The following is a 17,151-nucleotide window of genomic DNA, read 5'->3' on the forward strand; positions in this document are numbered from 1 at the left end:
GAGGAGCCGCAATGTTAAGAAGTATGACGGGATATGGCCGGGGCGAAGGTACGGTGGGAGACAGGCATATCGTCTTTGAAGTAAAGTCGGTAAACCACAAGTATTTTGAACTGAACTCCCGTATTACCAGAGGCTGCCTCTACTTGGAAGATAAGCTGAAGGCTTATCTCCATCAGCGGGTTTCCAGGGGAAAGCTGGATGTTTTTCTCCAGGTGGAAAATCTGGGAGAAGCCGGCGGAGAGGTACAGGTTAACCATTCTCTGGCTTCTGGATACTATCAGGCGCTAAGCGAGTTGCAGGAACGCTATCGCTTACCCGATGGTCCCACCTTAGCTCTGCTGAGCAGGTATCAGGACGTGTTCTCGATACACAAAGCTCCAGATGATGAAGACGCCGTATGGCAGGCAGTGTTGGATGTTGCCGCACCTGCGATAGACTCTTTTTTACAGATGCGTGAGACTGAAGGTGTACGGCTAAAAACGGATATTATGAAAAAAGCCCTCAATATTCTGTCCTTGGTGGATAAGGTAGAAGAGCTTTCACCGAATACGGTAAAAGCGTATCGTGAGCGGCTTCAGGCGAAAATCCAAGAGATGCTGGGAGACAGTCGTTTTGACGAGCAGAGGGTGCTTACCGAGGTAGCGGTATTTGCTGATAAAGTGGCTATTGATGAGGAGACGGTTCGGCTCCGCAGTCATTTTGCCCAGTTGGAAAAATTGATGGAATCCAGCGAATCGGTGGGCAGAAAGATTGACTTTCTGGTGCAGGAAATGAACCGGGAGGCTAATACCATTGGCTCTAAGTCCCAGAATACGGATATTGCTTATCTGGTTGTGGAGATCAAGTCTGAAATTGAGAAAATTCGAGAACAGGTACAAAATGTCGAATAGATTCTAACAGTATGCGTAAGAATGAAATTCTGTCATCAGGAGGCGCCGAGCTTGAAATTGGTGAATATTGGCTTTGGCAATATGGTTTCTGCGGCAAAGGTGGTGGCGATTGTAAGCAACGAGTCTGCGCCTATCAAACGCTTGGTACAAGAGGCGAAAGAACGAGGAGCGGTGATTGACGCTACGTTTGGCCGAAAGACAAAAACCGTAATCATTATGGATAGCGGCAGCGTGGTTTTGTCCGCCATTATGCCGGAAACTGTGGCCGGGCGTTTTAACGGCAAGGATGACGGGGAGGAATATAAAAATGAGTAAGGGGCTTCTACTTGTGGTTTCCGCTCCCTCTGCGGGAGGCAAAGGAACCATTTTGAAAGAGCTGTTTCAGCAGGACCCCAATTTGCGTATGTCAGTTTCAGCTACTACCCGGAAGCCCAGGCCTGGAGAAGAGCATGGAAAACACTACTATTTTGTAACCCGGGAAGAATTTCAGGAAATGGTCGACGATGGAAATATGCTGGAATATGCGGAATATGTCGGTAACTGCTATGGTACGCCCAAGGGGCCGGTAGAGCGATGGAGAGCAGATGGTCTAGATGTGGTTTTAGAGATTGAAGTTCAAGGTGGAGCACAGATCAAGTGTGTTGCCCCAGATTGCGTTTCAATCTTCATTGCCCCTCCCAGCATGGAAGTATTGGAAAAAAGGTTGAGGGGCCGGGGCACTGAGGACGAGGAAACCATACAGAAGCGACTGGAAACTGCCCGAAAAGAAATTCCACATGGGAAAAATTACGATTATATTGTAGTAAACGATCGCCTGGAGGACGCAGTAGCAGATGTGCGGGCGATTTTGCGCAGTGAGAAAATGAAATCCGAACGAAATGCAGAATTGATTGAAAAGCTGTTAGCGCCCTAAGTTTTGGGCTATAATATTTGAAAATATCGAACAATAAGGAAAGGTATGTGTTGTTTATGCTGAAACCCTCCGCAAACATTATCAAGACTCCCCATATGAATCAATACTCCTTGGTGATTGCCGTGGCAAAACGGGCCAGGCAGATTTCGGAAAAGGCCGAGAACGAGGGGGCAAAATTACCTGATAAGCCCGTAGATATTGCCGTTCAGGACTTTGTTCAGGAACGTTATCGCATTGTCGAGCCAGAAAGTCTGGAAGAATGACAGCCTTGGCTCAGGTCGCGGTAGAAAGCACCGTTTATCATTTTGACAAGCTATTTACCTATCGGGTGCCAGAGCGTTTTCAGATGCAACTTCTTCCCGGAATGAGAGTCACCGTGCCATTTGGGGCAGGAAATCGAGAACGGATAGGCGTGGTTTTTGCCCTGGGGGGCCAGGACGGCAACGGACTGAAGGAAATTGCCTCTCTGCTGGATAAGGAGCCTATGCTGAATCAGAGCTTTTTGGAATTAGCGTGCTGGATGAAAGACCGGTATTACTGTACTCTGTTCGAGGCAGTTAAACTGATGATTCCCGCTGGCCTGCAGTTCCACCTGAAAAACAGCTATGTATTAAGCGGTGGCTTTACCGATTTTGACCGGGAGGAGTATGACGATCTTTCCTGGCGGATTATTTTAACACTGCGAAAGGCCGGAAAGGCGGTCCCTTTTGAGAAGCTGGTGGATTCATTCGGAATCTCGCAGGAATGTCCAGAATTTCAAACGCTTTTGAAAAAGGGTGTTGTCTGTAAAGTGAATCTGGCGATGAGCAAAATAGGCGACGCGACATCCAAGATGGTGCGCCCAATTGTTGATTTTTCTGGAAAACTGACGGCCAGGCAGAAAGATGTATACCAGGTGCTTACCGATGTGGGCGAGGTTTCTGAGAAAGAACTCTGTTACTTTACCGGTGCGTCTGCCTCGGTGGTAAAAGCATTGGCAGATAAGGGCGCGGCGGAAATTTTTCAATATGAAGTATACCGTCGGCCAGAGCGCTTGTATCAGCCGAATGAAGATAGAAAGTGGACGCTCTCTCTGTCTCAGCAACAAGTGCTGGAGGCGCTGATCAAAGAATACATTGGCGCAGGAAAAGGCAGCCGTTGCGGGCTATTATACGGCGTTACCGGCAGCGGGAAAACTTCTGTATTCTTAAAGCTTATAGAATATGTGCTGCAAGAGGGACGGGGAGCAATTGTGATGGTCCCCGAGATCTCTCTGACTGCGCAGACTCTCCGGCAGTTCCAGCAGCTCTTTGGAGACCAGGTCGCGGTGTTTCACAGCGGGCTTTCTCTGGGCGAGCGCATGGATGAATGGAAACGGGTCCGCCGAGGCGAGGCAAAAATTGCTGTGGGTACCCGTTCGGCAGTTTTTGCTCCGGTTCAGAAGCTAGGGCTTGTCGTTATTGATGAAGAGCAGGAACACACCTATAAATCGGAAGCCAGCCCTCGTTTTGACGCACGAGAAGTTGCACGATACCGCTGCGCAAAAGAGAACGCTTTTTGTCTGCTATGTTCGGCCACCCCATCTTTGGATACCTATCGAATGGCTCAAGACGGTAAGTTCCGGTTCCACCGGCTGGACGACCGATTCGGACATGCAAAAATACCACAGGTTGATTTGGTTGATTTAAATCAGGACTATTATCCGGGGGAAGAACATGCCATTGGGTCTGTGCTGGGTGATGCCTTGGTCAAGAATTATCAGCAGAAAAAACAGTCTATCGTGCTACTGAACCGGCGCGGATACCATACGTTTGCCAGCTGCCGTGCCTGCCAGGAGGTGGTAAGCTGCCCCAACTGTAGTATTTCCCTCATATACCACAGCGCAAACCGGCGGCTGATGTGTCATTACTGTGGATATTCTGTACCGTTGCTCAAAAAATGTCCTTCCTGTGGAAGCGAGAGCCTTGCTTTTCGGGGAATAGGGACCCAAAGGGCGGAAGAACAGCTTCAGGAGCTGCTGCCAGAAGCCAGAATTTTACGTGTGGATACCGATTCCATGTCTGCCAGATATTCCCTGGAGCGGCGGCTAGATGAGTTTGCAAAAGGTGCGTACGACGTCATGATAGGGACGCAAATGGTGGCGAAGGGGCTGGATTTTGAAAATGTAACTTTGGTGGGAGTTGTTTCGGCCGACCAATCTCTCTTCAGCGACGACTTCCGCAGCAATGAGCGTACATTTGATTTGTTGACTCAAGTGGTAGGGCGGGCAGGACGAGGAAGCCTACCTGGACGTGCCATTATTCAAACCTTTGCGCCGGAGAATCCGGTGCTTCATCTGGCAGCCAGGCAAGACTATTTTTCCTTTGCAAAGCGCGAATTAGCCTACCGAAGAGCCCTGCTTTATCCGCCTTTTGTGGATATACTGGTAATCGGGTTTGTCGGTACAGACGACCGGTTGGCACGTCAATCTGCAGAACGCTTTTTGCAGGAATTGAGCTTTCTGGCAGAGAGGGAATACCGTGAGCTTCCCCTGCGCGTGCTTCGGCCGTCCCCGGCCACTGTGGCCCGGGTAAGTGGGAAATACCGCTACAAATTGATTATAAAATGCAAAAATACGCCTCGCTTTCGGGAACTGATTGCCCGACTTCTTACCAGTTTTGCATCTATTCGAGACTATCAGGCAATCACGGTATATGCGGACCCAAATCCAAACAGAATACTCTGATTGGCAAGTTAAAAATTTGGGGGACATTTTTATCCGTTTGGCTATATAAACCTATTTTGAAAGGATCGTGTATACAAAAATGGCAATTCGAAACATTGTGCTATTCGGGGATGACATACTGAAAAAAGAGTGCCGCCCGGTAGAAAAGTTCGACAGAAAGCTGCATCAGCTGTTAGACGATATGCAGGATACGCTCTACGATGCCAACGGCGCAGGGCTGGCAGCACCCCAAGTAGGTGTGCTGCGACAAATATGTATTGTGGATGTGGGGGAAGGCCCTATTGAACTGATCAATCCGGAAATTATTGCCACAGAAGGAAATCAGATTGGACCAGAAGGCTGCCTGTCTTTGCCCAATGAATGGGGAGAGGTTTCCCGTCCTATGAAGGTTACGGTGAGGGCACAAAACCGAAAGGGAAAATGGTTTGAAATCTCCGGTGAGGAATTGTGCGCCAGGGCATTCTGTCACGAGATCGACCATCTACATGGAATTGTTTTTACTGAGAAAGCCAACCGGATGCTGACGCCTGAAGAGCTGGAGGCTATGAAAGAAAAATAATGGAGGGGTTTCGTGCGTATTATTTTTATGGGGACGCCGGATTTTGCTGTTCCGGCTTTACAGCGCCTAATAGATCGAAAGGATCAAATCTGCGGGGTATTCACCCAGCCAGACAAACCGAAAGGACGTGGCCATAAGATGCAATTTTCGCCTGTAAAGGAATTGGCATTACAGTATGGACTTTCGGTATATCAGCCAGATTCTTTGCGGGATGAATCAGTGCAGTCGAAAATACAGCAGTTGGGCGCTGATATTATTGTTGTGGTAGCATATGGAAAAATTTTGCCAAAGTCAATTTTGGATGCTCCTGCCTTGGGGTGTATCAATGTTCACGGTTCACTGCTACCAAGATATCGGGGGGCCGCGCCGATTCAATGGATGGTAATAAACGGGGAGAAAACCGGCGGAATAACCACGATGCTTTTGGGAGACGGTCCGGTGGATTCTGGGGACATATTATTAACAGCGGAAACAGAAATTGGGCCAGAGGAAACAGCGGGGGAGCTTTTTGACCGCTTGAAACTGCTGGGTGCTGATTTGCTAGATGAGACTTTGGAGCGGCTGGAGCAAGGAACGCTAAAAAGGATTCCCCAAAACCATCAAGAGGCGACATTGGCGCCTATGTTAACAAAGGAGATGTCAATAATTAACTGGGAGCAGCCGGCCAAAAAGATCCATGATCTAATTCGCGGGCTAAATCCGTGGCCCTGCGCGGCGGTAAAGTGGAACGATACACGGCTAAAGCTGCTGGCCACGCAGGTTATGGAAGGCGGCGGCTTCCCAGGAAGAATTTCCTGTCAAGCGGGTGAATTAGTTGTGGACTGCGGCCAGGGAGCTTTGCGAATTACCGAATTACAGGCGGAAAATGGTAAGCGAATGAACGGAAGAGATTATCTTTTGGGGCATCCCCTGGTCAAAGATTCTTATTTTCAATAGTATATTCAAAGCATTTCAAGGCTCATAGCTTTACACAGAGAGGGTCAGTCCATGAAACAGCGAACGCAGACGCCGAGAACGGCAGCGCTTCAAGCTCTTATACAAATGAATCAGAACACGGGCTACTCAAATATTGTGCTGGATCATGTGTTAACCTGTTCCGAGCTAAACGAGCAGGACAAAGCTCTGGCCTCCGTAATTTTTTATGGTGTATTGGAGCGCCGGTTAACCCTGGACTACTTTCTTCAACAATGCCTTGCTGATCCCAAGAAGAGGCTTGATATCACCGTTCAAGAAGCCTTGCGGTGTGGTGCGTACCAAATTATATATTTGAATCGAGTGCCGGATTCCGCGGCAGTAAACGAGACGGTAACCGCGCTGAAATTGATTGGAAAACCTCAATTTTCTGGCTTAACAAATGGAGTTTTGCGGAACTTGACTCGTCGGAAAGCGGAACTAAAACTGCCTGAGGGAGAGGACTTATTTGCGCAAAGTGTCCAATACTCCGTACCAGTAGACTTAATCCGTTTGTGGCGGAATTCTTATGGAAGGGCGGTAACAAAAGCTCTGCTGGATAGTCTTTCCACAAAGTCGAAGATATTTATCCGGGTAAATGAAATGAGATGTACTGCGGAACTGTTGCGTTCGGAACTGCAAGAGGGCGGTGTGGAGTTCAATGACTTGCCGGAGCTTCCTGGCGCGGGAATTCTCTCCCGGTGCGGCGCACCGGATGAGCTGAAGACCTTTCAAGATGGCCTCTTCCATGTTCAGGATCTTTCGGCGCAATGGATCTGTAAAATATTGGATCCACAGCCTGGCGAGACAGTATGCGACTGCTGTGCGGCTCCTGGCGGAAAGAGCTTTACAATTGCGCAAATGGTGGGCGGCGGGGGAACAGTATACGCTTTTGACCTCTACGAAAACAGGGTCTGGCTCATCCGTCAAGGTGCAGAACGATTGGGACTACACAATATTAAAGCTCTTATAAATGACAGTGCAAAAGGCTTTGACCATAATATGCCGCAGGTTGATAAAATGCTCTGTGATGTGCCATGCTCCGGATTTGGGGTGATACGGCGCAAGCCAGAGATTCGTTATAAGAAATTGGATTCCTTAAAAGAATTACCGCGGTTACAATACAAAATTTTGTCTCAGGCAGCGCAAATGGTGAGGCCTGGCGGTAGGTTGCTCTATTCTACATGTACACTGAATCCAGCGGAAAATCAGGATATTGCGGAAAAATTTTTACAGGAGAATAACGGCTTTGAGCCGCTTACGATAGATATTGGGCTTCCTCATGTTATAGACGAACCCGCATATATGTTGACAATGACGCCTTTTTCTGGAGCTTCTGATGGCTTTTTCACGGCGGCGTTCCAGAAAAAACAGAATGGGAGCAGATAGTTGGAAAAGATTGACATTAAATCAAAGACTCCCCAAGAATTGCATCAGGAGTTTGTTGAAACGAAATTACCCAAATATCGCGCTGGTCAGGTCTTTCGTTGGCTGCATCAGGGTGTGGGTTCGTTTGAAGAAATGACAGATATCCCGAAAGACTTGCGGGCGGCTTTGGCAGAAAGTTATGAAATTTTCCAGGCACAGCCTTTACAAAAACGGATTTCCCGGGATGGGACGATAAAATACCTCTTTCAGATGAATGATGGCGAACTGGTAGAGTCGGTGCTGATGAACTATCACCACGGATACTCCATTTGCATTTCTACCCAGGTAGGGTGCAAAATGAATTGCAGCTTTTGCGCCACAGGAAAAGGCGGTTTTTCTCGCAACCTATTGCCATCCGAAATGCTCGCTCAGATTCAGTCTGCGCAAAAAGACGCGGAAGTGCGGATTTCCAACGTTGTGTTGATGGGAATGGGAGAGCCGTTAGACAATTATGAGAATGTACTGAAGTTTTTAGAGCTGGTTTCCCATCCTCAAGGAATGAATATTGGAATGCGGCATATTTCGCTGTCTACCTGTGGTATTGTGGATAAGATCTATCATCTGGCTGAAAAGAAATTACAGCTGACCTTGTCAGTATCCTTACACGCTCCCAATGATCAAATACGAGCGCGCACAATGCCGGTAAGCCGCCGTTGGAATGTGGAGCAATTGTTGGCTGCCTGCCGGTACTATGCCAAGACAACCGGACGGCGGATCTCTTTTGAATACGCGATGATAAGCGGTGTAAATGACACCGATGAATGCGCCAAAGAGCTGGCCGTCAGGCTGAAAGGAATGCCGGCGCATGTTAATTTGATCCCAGTGAACGATGTAACCGGTTCGGGTTATCAGAAAAGTAATTTGCAGAGGCAAAAAAGATTTATTTCCATTTTGGAATCTGGTGGCTGTACAGCTACAGTGCGAAGGACGCTAGGGTCAGATATCGAGGCTTCTTGTGGGCAGCTTCGTGGGAAATACGAAGGAGGAAACGAATATGAGAGTTGATTTTGCAACTGACACCGGTCCGGTACGGAGCTCTAATCAGGATGCCTGCCGGTGTGGTCTTTTCTCAAATGGAAGTGCGTGGGCGGTTGTTTGCGATGGCATGGGCGGCGCTAATGGGGGCAATATCGCCAGTACGATTGCCGTAAACGAGATAGAAACTTTCCTGAAAAGTGGATTCTCTGAAACGATGAGTTCAGGAAGCATGAAAAGCCTTGTAATAAACTCGATTCAACGGGCAAATACTGCTATATTTGAAAAAGCTGGTAAGCAAACTGAGCTTCAAGGAATGGGTACTACCGCTGTCGTGCTGCTGGCCGCTCATAGCCAGCTACATGTGGCACATGTAGGAGACAGCCGGGCCTATCTTCAAAGCGACGGAAGTCTCAACCAGATCACTATGGACCATTCTTATGTACAGGATCTAGTAAATTTAGGGCAGATTACCAAAGAGCAAGCTCGAACCCATCCTCGGAGGAATATCATTACCCGTGTGTTGGGGGTCCACGATCATGTAGCTGCCGACTATGCCGTATGGGATTTTCATAAAGGTGATATGGCCTTGGCCTGCACAGACGGACTGACCAACTATGTAGAGGAGGGCCTTATGGAGTCTTATATGGAAAAGCACAGGGCAAACAGCGGCGCTTTGGTAAAAGAATTGATTGGATATGCCGTAAAAAACGGCGGTTCGGATAATATCACCATAGCTGTCGTCCATAATATCTGATAGAAAGTTGAGGATAACGAAGTATGGATAAATTCATCGGAAAACGGCTGGATGGTAAGTATGAGATACACAACCTGCTAGGCATGGGCGGCATGGCCTATGTTTACCGCGCCTATGACCGGGTGGAGGACCGCTGGGTCGCTATCAAAATTTTAAAAGAGGAATTCTCGGACAATAGCGATTTCCTGCGGCGGTTTCGTAACGAGGCAAAAGCGATCACACTGCTTTCCCATCCTAATATCGTGGATGTGTTCGATGTCAGTTTTGGCGACCGGCTGCAGTATATCGTGATGGAATATATTGATGGTATTACGTTGAAACAGTATATCGAGCAGGAAGGGGCCATCCGTTGGGATGAAGCTCTACATTTTACGATTCAGATTTTGATGGCCTTGGAACACGCCCATGAGAAAGGAATTATCCACCGGGATATTAAGCCACAAAATGTAATGCTTCTTCAAGATGGTAGCATTAAAGTGACAGATTTTGGCATCGCTCGGTTTTCACAAAGTGAAACCCAGACGATGACAGACAAAGCGATTGGATCGGTACACTACATCGCGCCGGAACAGGCCAGAGGAGACTATATTACCGACAAGGCCGATATTTATTCCGTAGGCGTCATGTTGTATGAAATGATTACTGGTAGATTGCCTTTTGTAGCGGACAGCGCGGTTTCAGTTGCATTGATGCAGCTACAGGCCAAGCCAGTTATGCCCCGAGAGCTGAACCCAAATCTACCCAGAGGTTTGGAACAGATTACCATGCGGGCGATGGAGAAGAACCCTGTAGACCGGTTCCAGTCGGCGGGAGAAATGCTGGATGATATTGATCGGTTCCGGCACAATCCAGGGATGGTTTTCCACTATGATTTGCAGACCGGCAGAACCAATTTTGAGCCCTCTCGGGATATTGAATCCTACGACTCTGCACGATTCAAACCCAATTATAACGACAGCTACGAGTATGAAGAAGAATATGTGCGTTCCCGGCGGGGAGCACGAGGCGCCATGGTGGTGAAGGGAATTATTGCCGCTGCGGTTATTATTGTCCTGGCGGTGAGCGCCGTGTGGCTGCTGAAGAATTGGGATACCATGCTGAAGCCGGAAGAGGACGAACAGGTGGAAATGCCCAATTTTGTGGGACAGATCTATGAGGAGATCTTGGCCAATCCGGAGTACGCGGAGAACTTCCGCTTTAAGACAACCCAGGGGAATGATCCGGACCTGCAGCCAGGCCAGGTGATGCAGCAAACACCCAATAAGGGTATTTTGGTGAAGAAGGGCTCTGAGGTGGAATTGCTGGTAAACGGCACTATTGAACAGGTTGAAGTGCCGGATATGAAAAACTACACGCAGGCGGACGCCATTGCCTTGTTGAAGGAATATAACTTGAAGTCAAAGGCGGAGTCGGTAGCGGATGATGAGATTGAGGTCGGCCATGTGGTGGGAACGGATCCCCAGGCCCACACCATGGTGGACGTAGGCACCACAATCACTTTGAAGGTCAGCAAGGGCCCCGCTACCAAAAAGACCCGGGTTCCCAATGATCTGGTGGGAAAGTTGAAATATGACGTGACCGCCCGCCTGGAGGAAGCCAAGCTCAAAGTGGGTTCCATTACCGAGGACGACACCAGTGAGCTGGGTAAGGACATTGTTATCAGCGTCAATCCCGCTTCCGGTTCTGAGGTATCCGAGGGCGCTTCTGTAGATATTGTTGTCAGCTCCGGCAAGGGCGCTAGTAAAACGGTGAGCAAGGATATCTCCCTGCCCAGCGGTGTGGATATGGATATTGCCGTCAAAGTATACCGAAACGGCTCTGTCGTGGTGGAGGACACGGTAAATCCCATGTATGCTGGGAGCTATCCGCTTTCTTTCTCAAAAACTTCTGGGACAGATACCGTTGTCGTCAAGCTGAACGATCAGGACTATATGTATCTTACCTTTAACTATGATACGCAGGAAGCCACCATAACGCAGACTTTTGAATTTATCCCTCCCAATGGCGGCGGAGATGAGCCCGATCCCAGCAGCGGCGAAGAGGGCAACGGGAACGGCGGCGATATTCAGCCGTCAGGAGATTGATAAAGGAATATGGAATTCGAAGGTTTTGTAACAACGTGTTTGGGGGGGTTTTATACTGTCCGAACAGAGCACGGGGTTTTTATCTGTCGGGCGAGGGGGCGCTTTCGAAAGGAAGGCATTTCTCCGTGCGCTGGAGATTGGGTGATAATTGAAACAGAAAATGGAAAGACAGGGGCCTTGACAAAAATAAAACCCCGGAAAAACCATTTCACGCGTCCTCCCGTTGCCAATGTAGACCGGCTTTTTATCGTAGCTTCTCTCTTGGAACCAACGGTCAACACTCTGCTTATTGACAAAGCTCTTGCCGTAGCAGAGCTGAATGGTGTGCAGCCAGTTGTTGTCTTTACAAAAACGGATTTGGGAGATGTAGAACCTCTTAGAAAGATCTACAGTTTAGCCGGTATTCCATGCTGTGGAGTATCCTCCCAAACCGGAATGGGGATTGAGAAAATACGAGAACTGGTCAGAGCACAGGTTTCGGCATTTATTGGGAATTCCGGGGTAGGAAAGTCTACGCTGCTCAACATGGCCTTTCCCGGGCTGGACCTGCAGACAGGTGAAATTAGCCATAAGCTGGGGCGGGGCCGCCATACCACCCGTCAGGTGGAGTTCTTTCCCTTGCCGGAGGGAGGTTGGATAGCGGATACGCCAGGTTTTTCTACCTTTGATATGGAACGATACTGCCTGACGGATAAAAGCCGCCTGGTGGAAGGATTTCGGGAAATGAATGCCTTTGCGCAGAAGTGTCAGTTTACCTCATGCTCGCACACCTGCGAAAAAGGTTGCGCCGTACTGCAGGCCTTGCACGAAGAAAAGATAGCCAGATCGCGTTTTGAAAGCTATCTTTCCATGTATCAAGAGATAAAGGGTGTAAAAAAATGGGAGCAGAAAAGCAAGCATGTATGATTATTGGGGCGGCACCTATTGATAGCCGCCGCGTCTTTAAAGAGTTTGATCCCAGACATTATTATGTGATCTGCGCTGACGCAGGATATGAAACCGCGCTGAAAGCAGGAATCCAGCCAGACTTGATTGTAGGAGATTTTGACTCTGCCAAAGAACCGCCTCCAGAAACCGTAAAGTGTCTTACCTTACCGGTTGAGAAGGATATAACGGACACGATGTATGCCGTATTGAAAGGATTCAGCCGGGGACTTCGTAGTTTTTTGCTGCTAGGCTGTCTGGGTGGAAGCCGCTTTGACCACACGCTGGCCAATTTGGAAGTGCTCCAATATATTCGAGAGCACGGCGGACATGGGATTATGGCGGACAAAGGCACGAAGATTTTTTTGCTGCATGATGAAAAGCTGAAAATGACTGGCATGATGGGGGCGGCGGTATCCGTCTTTCCTTATAACGGCTCGTCCTGTACGGTAAGTTATTCTGGGTTGAAATATCCGTTGAATCGAGAACAGCTTACTTGCGGCGGATTTCCCATGGGTGTCAGCAATCAGGTGATTGATGATCCAGCCGAAGTTCGAATACATAATGGAACCGCTTTGGTTGTTGTGGACCAGTAACATTTTTAGGACCGCTGTGTATACTGGAATAACGAGTTCATCAGCCGGGGAGGTTTGGTTTCCATGTCAAAGCATAAGTTCAGGTGTACGTGTATGAAAGACCGGGACTGTAGAAATATGTGTACTGTCTGCTTTGGACTAGGACTGACCGTCTCCTGCTTTTGCCCTATAGGCTTTGCCATGTTTCTCTCCGCAGTAATCTTGGTGGCCTTGGGCGTCTCGTTATTACGGAATTGAAGCGGGGGTTTTAACATGAAAGTAATCATTCTGGAAAAGCGCAAAGGTTTTTGGGGATTCTTCCTGCGGAAGTTCTATGGAATACGAAAAACGGAAGAGGCGTAAAGCCTAAATACTTACGAAAGCTGTTCGGTGAGAAAAGTTTCGCCGAACAGCTTTTCCTTTGGGGAAGCCCGCATATTTCTCTTATGGCTGCATACATATTAGGTAAGAAAGACAAAGGAGAGGATGCTGTATGCAGGCCCAAATTAAGACCGCGCCTTACGAATACTTTGACCCCATATTTGACGGCCGTTATGAAGCGCCGGTTGACGCTGAATACAATTTACCGGATTACTGTGCGGATATCCAAAAAATACTAAAATGCAGAATGGTCCCGGAGATATCATCGTATATTATTTCTGGGGACACTCTAACCTGCGATGGTGTGTGTGACATTCGGGTTCTTTATCTAGACGGCAAGGGAGATACTGTTCGCTGTTGTGATTTCACAAAAGACTTCACCGCCAGCATCAAGCTGAAGAGCTCTGAGGAAAAAGCTGTCGCCTGCGTGCAGGCCTCTATCGCGCATTTGACTTGCCGGGCAGTTAGCGCCAGGAGGGTGGATTTACATGCCGCTATCTGCCTGCAGGTGTTAGCTGTGGTGCAGAAAAAAGAGCTGATCACATGTAGCCTGGAGGATGAAACCATTGAAAAACGAGGAGAGAGTTTTCAGGCCCATCAAGCTGTAAACGCGGTCTGCCATCAGTTTACCATTGAGGACACATTACCTGTCAAAAACGGAAAACCTCCTATTGAAACGATCCTCCGCCGGGATGTTTCCTGCCGGGTCATAGAAAGCAGGATTAGTGAAGAGCGTTTGACAGTAAACGGTACGGCGGACATTTCTTTCTTGTACACATCTGCTGTCGATAGCAATACTGTGGAAAAGCTGTCGTCTTCCATTGATTTCAGCCAAGTAATCGAATGTGCCGGAGCGGAGGAAAGCTGTGTTTGCGACCTGCGTATCGTAACGGGAGAAAGCAGCATACAGCCAAGAGAGGACGACGTGGGAGAATATAACAGCGTTAGCGTTGTCATAAAAGTATTCCTTATGGCATTCCTCTATAAATCATGTGAGGTCGAAATTATCGATGACGCCTACTCTGTGAAAGCGCCTTTGGAACTGCGGTATTCTCAGAGCGTTTTTACACAAATTCATGGAATAACCTCTGAGACACTGAAAAAGAAATGCAGCTTGACAGTTTCTGATGATGAGATTCAAAAGGTGCTGGATATTTGGTGCGAACAGGATTTGGTCCAGACCATTTGTGAAAAGGCGAAGCTGAACTATCGGGTGAAATATACAGTTTGCATGCTTTATATGAATGCACAAGGCAGGATTCTCTATATAGAAAAGCAGTTCGACCACAATTTTACCACAGAGATGGAGAATCCCTTAATTAAGAGGGCTGATACCACCTGGCATACTGACATGTGGGAGTACCGGATTGCAGACAGAAACACCGTCGAGGTTTCTGTGGAAACATCCGTAGTTTCTACGCTCTTAAGCCTGAATACTGTTAAATATCTGACCTCTGCGGCAACAGATGAAAACACAAAGGACTTTGACCTACGGCCTAGGTTCTTAGTATATTACGCTTCACAGGGCGAAAAGCTATGGGATATTGCCAAGGGTCATCGGGCGATGCTCTCGGATATTCGGAATCAGAACGAGCTTTTTGACGATATTGTGCCTGAGCCCCGGCCTATTATCATTTGCAACCGATAAAATATAGGGAACAGCCCAGAAAGGAACGAGAGCATGGAGAACTTTAACGTATATAAAGATATACAAGACCGTACCAACGGGGAAATATATATAGGAGTGGTGGGGCCTGTACGCACCGGAAAATCTACGTTTATCAAGAAGTTTATGGACACTGTGGTGATTCCCAATATTCCAGACGGGCTTCAGCGAGAACGGGCGGTTGATGAACTACCGCAATCTTCAGCAGGGCGTACCATTATGACAACCGAGCCCAAATTTATCCCAGAGCAGGCTGTTTCGGTGCAGATTGATAACGAAGCCATGTTTAGTGTGCGGATGATCGATTGTGTGGGATATATTGTGCCCAGCGCCATAGGCTACATAGAAGAGGATCAGCCCCGCATGGTACGCACCCCTTGGTTTGATGAGCCCATCCCTTTTAATATGGCTGCGGAAATCGGCACAAAAAAGGTGATTACAGAGCACTCTACGATTGGGTTGGTCATTACCACTGATGGCAGCATCAGCGACATTCCCCGGGAAGAGTATGAAGAGGCGGAAGAAAGGGTTATTGATGAGTTGAACCAAACCAACCGTCCTTTTGTCATTCTACTGAACTGCGTGGACCCAGGGAATCCGGAATCCAGAGCTCTAGGAGCAAGGCTGTCCGAAAAGTACGGGGTGCCTGTATTGCCAGTAAACTGCATCGATATTACAGAACAGGGCATCAAAGACATCATTGCAAGCCTTCTATATCAATTCCCTGTACGGGAGGTTGCGCTGAATGTGCCAGGCTGGGTAGCCTCTCTGGGAGCGGATCATTGGCTATATTCTTCTGTATTCGGCATAATCAAGGATTCCTGCGGAATTACTCGTATGCGGGAAGTAAAGTCTATGCTGGAAAGTGTGCGTGCCTGTGATTCCATTCAAAGTCTCAATGTACGAAAAATTGATCTGGGCAGTGGCTGCGCCCATGTGGACCTGATATTCGATCAGTCTCTGTTCTACAAAATCCTCAGTGAAAAGACCGAACTGGATATCAGGGACGAATCAGAGCTTCTGGCTCAACTGATTGAGATGACGCAAATCAAAAAGACCTTCCAAAAACTGAGCCAGGCATACGACGATGTCCTGGAGTCCGGCTATGGAATTGTTATGCCCGATGTGGAGGAGCTCACCCTGGAAGAGCCCCAAATTTTGAAACAGAATGGCAAATACGGCATCCGCCTGAAAGCCACGGCGCCATCCATCCATATGCTGAGAACTCAAATTAATACGGAAATTACGCCTATCGTTGGGTCAGAACAGCAGTCAGAGGAATTGGTATTATACCTATTAAAAGAATTTGAGGAGAATCCTGTAAAGATATGGGAGTCCAATATATTTGGAAAATCCCTGCATTCGCTGGTCAATGAAGGAATGCACAATAAGCTATACCGAATGCCCAATGATGCCCGGGAAAAGGTACGCGAAACAATCGAACGCATTATCAACGACGGCTGCAGCGGCCTGATCTGTATCATACTATAATGCAGGATCCAGAGAAGCTGCGGGAAATTGACAGCCTGGGCGAAGAGTTCGATGATTCTTTCCAGGAAGAGGATTGGGAAGGGCCTGAGGAAAAGTCCCATTGGGGAGGAGCGCTTTTGCTGCAATCGGTAATCTGCGCCCTTGCTATGCTGGCGCTGGTATTTTTTCGGATAACAGACGATGAAAGATATCAGGAAATTGCGCAGTGGTATGGGCGGGAGATGTCCCAGGAAATTGAACTGCCTCAATTACAGCGAACAGTCTCAGAGCCGGATCCTACTCCGGAACCATCGCCTAGTGCTTCTCCGCTAGATTTAGACGGCGCTTCCCAACAATTACTATAATGATCAGATTTGCGATTGGACCATGCCCCATAGAAATTCATTTTTCCTGTTTCGCGCTGTTTGCTTTTTGCTGTATTTTTACGGGAATGGGCGGCAGCGCGATTTGTTTTGTGTCAGTACTTCTCCATGAGTCCGCCCATCTGGGAGCAATGTTGAGCTTGCATATGGCGCCAGCCAGGATTATCTTGTCAGCGTTAGGATGCCGGGTGGTCCTGAATAGAGGATGTCATCTATCTGATTGGAAACAAGCGATCATTTCGTTGTCCGGGCCTGCCGCAAATTGGCTGGTATTTTTATCCACTTTGATTTTGGGGTTCGCTGACAGTCCTTTGGCAATGGTAAATTTGGCCCTTGGCCTAACACATATCCTACCCATAGAACCGTTAGATGGGGGATTCGCATTGAGATACATCCTTCGCAGCCAGTTCGGCGAAGAAAAAGCAGACAGCGTTAGTAAAGGGATTTCCGTGCTTTTTTTGCTTCCATTGGCTCTATTGGGATTTTATATT

Annotated in this window: 16 protein-coding genes; all 16 read left to right on the forward strand. The window is 48.1% G+C overall.

Annotated elements, in window-relative coordinates:
- Positions 1 to 11: 11 nt before the first annotated feature.
- The 16 genes from D7X94_RS07925 (at position 12) to D7X94_RS18855 (ending at position 16,642) form a co-directional block, all read left to right on the forward strand.
- Entirely contained in the window at positions 12 to 890 is an 879-nt protein-coding gene (locus tag D7X94_RS07925) for a YicC/YloC family endoribonuclease (protein WP_120427194.1), read from the forward strand.
- Positions 891 to 911: 21 nt separating this feature from the next.
- Entirely contained in the window at positions 912 to 1,205 is a 294-nt protein-coding gene (locus tag D7X94_RS07930; RefSeq protein ID WP_199715046.1) for a DUF370 domain-containing protein, read from the forward strand.
- On the forward strand, positions 1,192 to 1,803 hold the full coding sequence (gmk, locus tag D7X94_RS07935) for a guanylate kinase (protein ID WP_442857894.1): 612 nt from the start codon (positions 1,192 to 1,194) through the stop codon (positions 1,801 to 1,803). The genes D7X94_RS07930 and gmk overlap by 14 nt, the downstream gene beginning before the upstream one ends.
- 56 nt (positions 1,804 to 1,859) lie before the next feature.
- Positions 1,860 to 2,066 carry a DNA-directed RNA polymerase subunit omega gene (locus D7X94_RS07940; protein WP_120427197.1) on the forward strand — a complete coding sequence of 69 codons (207 nt, stop codon included), beginning with the start codon at positions 1,860 to 1,862 and terminating at the stop codon, positions 2,064 to 2,066.
- Complete coding sequence (priA, locus tag D7X94_RS07945) at positions 2,063 to 4,507, forward strand: replication restart helicase PriA (protein WP_120427198.1); 2,445 nt, start codon at positions 2,063 to 2,065, stop codon at positions 4,505 to 4,507. The genes D7X94_RS07940 and priA overlap by 4 nt, the downstream gene beginning before the upstream one ends.
- A gap of 79 nt (positions 4,508 to 4,586) precedes the next feature.
- Complete coding sequence (gene def, locus D7X94_RS07950; RefSeq protein WP_120427199.1) at positions 4,587 to 5,066, forward strand: peptide deformylase; 480 nt, start codon at positions 4,587 to 4,589, stop codon at positions 5,064 to 5,066.
- A gap of 12 nt (positions 5,067 to 5,078) precedes the next feature.
- A complete protein-coding gene (fmt, locus tag D7X94_RS07955) occupies positions 5,079 to 6,002 on the forward strand; it encodes a methionyl-tRNA formyltransferase (RefSeq protein ID WP_120427200.1) in 924 nt (307 codons plus the stop codon).
- A 51-nt stretch (positions 6,003 to 6,053) separates the two neighbouring features.
- The gene (gene rsmB, locus D7X94_RS07960) at positions 6,054 to 7,406 is read left to right on the forward strand and encodes a 16S rRNA (cytosine(967)-C(5))-methyltransferase RsmB (protein ID WP_120427201.1); all 1,353 of its coding nucleotides are present in this window, start codon (positions 6,054 to 6,056) and stop codon (positions 7,404 to 7,406) included.
- Positions 7,407 to 8,450, forward strand: a complete 1,044-nt coding sequence (rlmN, locus tag D7X94_RS07965; protein WP_120427202.1) for a 23S rRNA (adenine(2503)-C(2))-methyltransferase RlmN — start codon at positions 7,407 to 7,409, stop codon at positions 8,448 to 8,450. It begins immediately after the preceding gene.
- On the forward strand, positions 8,440 to 9,177 hold the full coding sequence (locus D7X94_RS07970; protein WP_120427203.1) for a Stp1/IreP family PP2C-type Ser/Thr phosphatase: 738 nt from the start codon (positions 8,440 to 8,442) through the stop codon (positions 9,175 to 9,177). The genes rlmN and D7X94_RS07970 overlap by 11 nt, the downstream gene beginning before the upstream one ends.
- 23 nt (positions 9,178 to 9,200) lie before the next feature.
- A complete protein-coding gene (pknB, locus tag D7X94_RS07975; protein ID WP_120427204.1) occupies positions 9,201 to 11,261 on the forward strand; it encodes a Stk1 family PASTA domain-containing Ser/Thr kinase in 2,061 nt (686 codons plus the stop codon).
- A gap of 9 nt (positions 11,262 to 11,270) precedes the next feature.
- Positions 11,271 to 12,167 (forward strand): ribosome small subunit-dependent GTPase A, encoded by an 897-nt coding sequence (gene rsgA, locus D7X94_RS07980; protein WP_120427205.1) that lies wholly within the window; start codon positions 11,271 to 11,273, stop codon positions 12,165 to 12,167.
- Positions 12,140 to 12,781, forward strand: coding sequence for a thiamine diphosphokinase (locus tag D7X94_RS07985; protein WP_120427206.1), 642 nt, complete (start codon positions 12,140 to 12,142; stop codon positions 12,779 to 12,781). Before rsgA ends, D7X94_RS07985 begins: the two co-directional genes overlap by 28 nt.
- 472 nt (positions 12,782 to 13,253) lie before the next feature.
- Positions 13,254 to 14,789 (forward strand): DUF3794 domain-containing protein, encoded by a 1,536-nt coding sequence (locus D7X94_RS07990; protein ID WP_120427207.1) that lies wholly within the window; start codon positions 13,254 to 13,256, stop codon positions 14,787 to 14,789.
- A 33-nt stretch (positions 14,790 to 14,822) separates the two neighbouring features.
- The gene (spoIVA, locus tag D7X94_RS07995; protein ID WP_120427208.1) at positions 14,823 to 16,298 is read left to right on the forward strand and encodes a stage IV sporulation protein A; all 1,476 of its coding nucleotides are present in this window, start codon (positions 14,823 to 14,825) and stop codon (positions 16,296 to 16,298) included.
- Positions 16,298 to 16,642, forward strand: a complete 345-nt coding sequence (locus D7X94_RS18855; protein WP_120427209.1) for a hypothetical protein — start codon at positions 16,298 to 16,300, stop codon at positions 16,640 to 16,642. Before spoIVA ends, D7X94_RS18855 begins: the two co-directional genes overlap by 1 nt.
- The last annotated feature ends 509 nt before the right edge of the window (positions 16,643 to 17,151 follow it).

It is taken from the genome of Acutalibacter sp. 1XD8-33 (assembly GCF_003612555.1).
Lineage (GTDB): Bacteria > Bacillota > Clostridia > Oscillospirales > Acutalibacteraceae > Acutalibacter.

Excerpts from the sequence above, each read along its gene's own strand:
- D7X94_RS18855 (WP_120427209.1), top strand. The coding sequence starts at position 16,298 with ATGCAGGATCCAGAGAAGCTGCGGGAAATTGACAGCCTGGGCGAAGAG.
- rsgA (WP_120427205.1), top strand. The coding sequence starts at position 11,271 with ATGGAATTCGAAGGTTTTGTAACAACGTGTTTGGGGGGGTTTTATACT.
- pknB (WP_120427204.1), top strand. The coding sequence starts at position 9,201 with ATGGATAAATTCATCGGAAAACGGCTGGATGGTAAGTATGAGATACAC.
- D7X94_RS07940 (WP_120427197.1), top strand. The coding sequence starts at position 1,860 with ATGCTGAAACCCTCCGCAAACATTATCAAGACTCCCCATATGAATCAA.
- D7X94_RS07970 (WP_120427203.1), top strand. The coding sequence starts at position 8,440 with ATGAGAGTTGATTTTGCAACTGACACCGGTCCGGTACGGAGCTCTAAT.
- D7X94_RS07925 (WP_120427194.1), top strand. The coding sequence starts at position 12 with ATGTTAAGAAGTATGACGGGATATGGCCGGGGCGAAGGTACGGTGGGA.
- D7X94_RS07990 (WP_120427207.1), top strand. The coding sequence starts at position 13,254 with ATGCAGGCCCAAATTAAGACCGCGCCTTACGAATACTTTGACCCCATA.
- D7X94_RS07985 (WP_120427206.1), top strand. The coding sequence starts at position 12,140 with ATGGGAGCAGAAAAGCAAGCATGTATGATTATTGGGGCGGCACCTATT.
- def (WP_120427199.1), top strand. The coding sequence starts at position 4,587 with ATGGCAATTCGAAACATTGTGCTATTCGGGGATGACATACTGAAAAAA.
- spoIVA (WP_120427208.1), top strand. The coding sequence starts at position 14,823 with ATGGAGAACTTTAACGTATATAAAGATATACAAGACCGTACCAACGGG.
- D7X94_RS07930 (WP_199715046.1), top strand. The coding sequence starts at position 912 with ATGAAATTCTGTCATCAGGAGGCGCCGAGCTTGAAATTGGTGAATATT.
- priA (WP_120427198.1), top strand. The coding sequence starts at position 2,063 with ATGACAGCCTTGGCTCAGGTCGCGGTAGAAAGCACCGTTTATCATTTT.
- rsmB (WP_120427201.1), top strand. The coding sequence starts at position 6,054 with ATGAAACAGCGAACGCAGACGCCGAGAACGGCAGCGCTTCAAGCTCTT.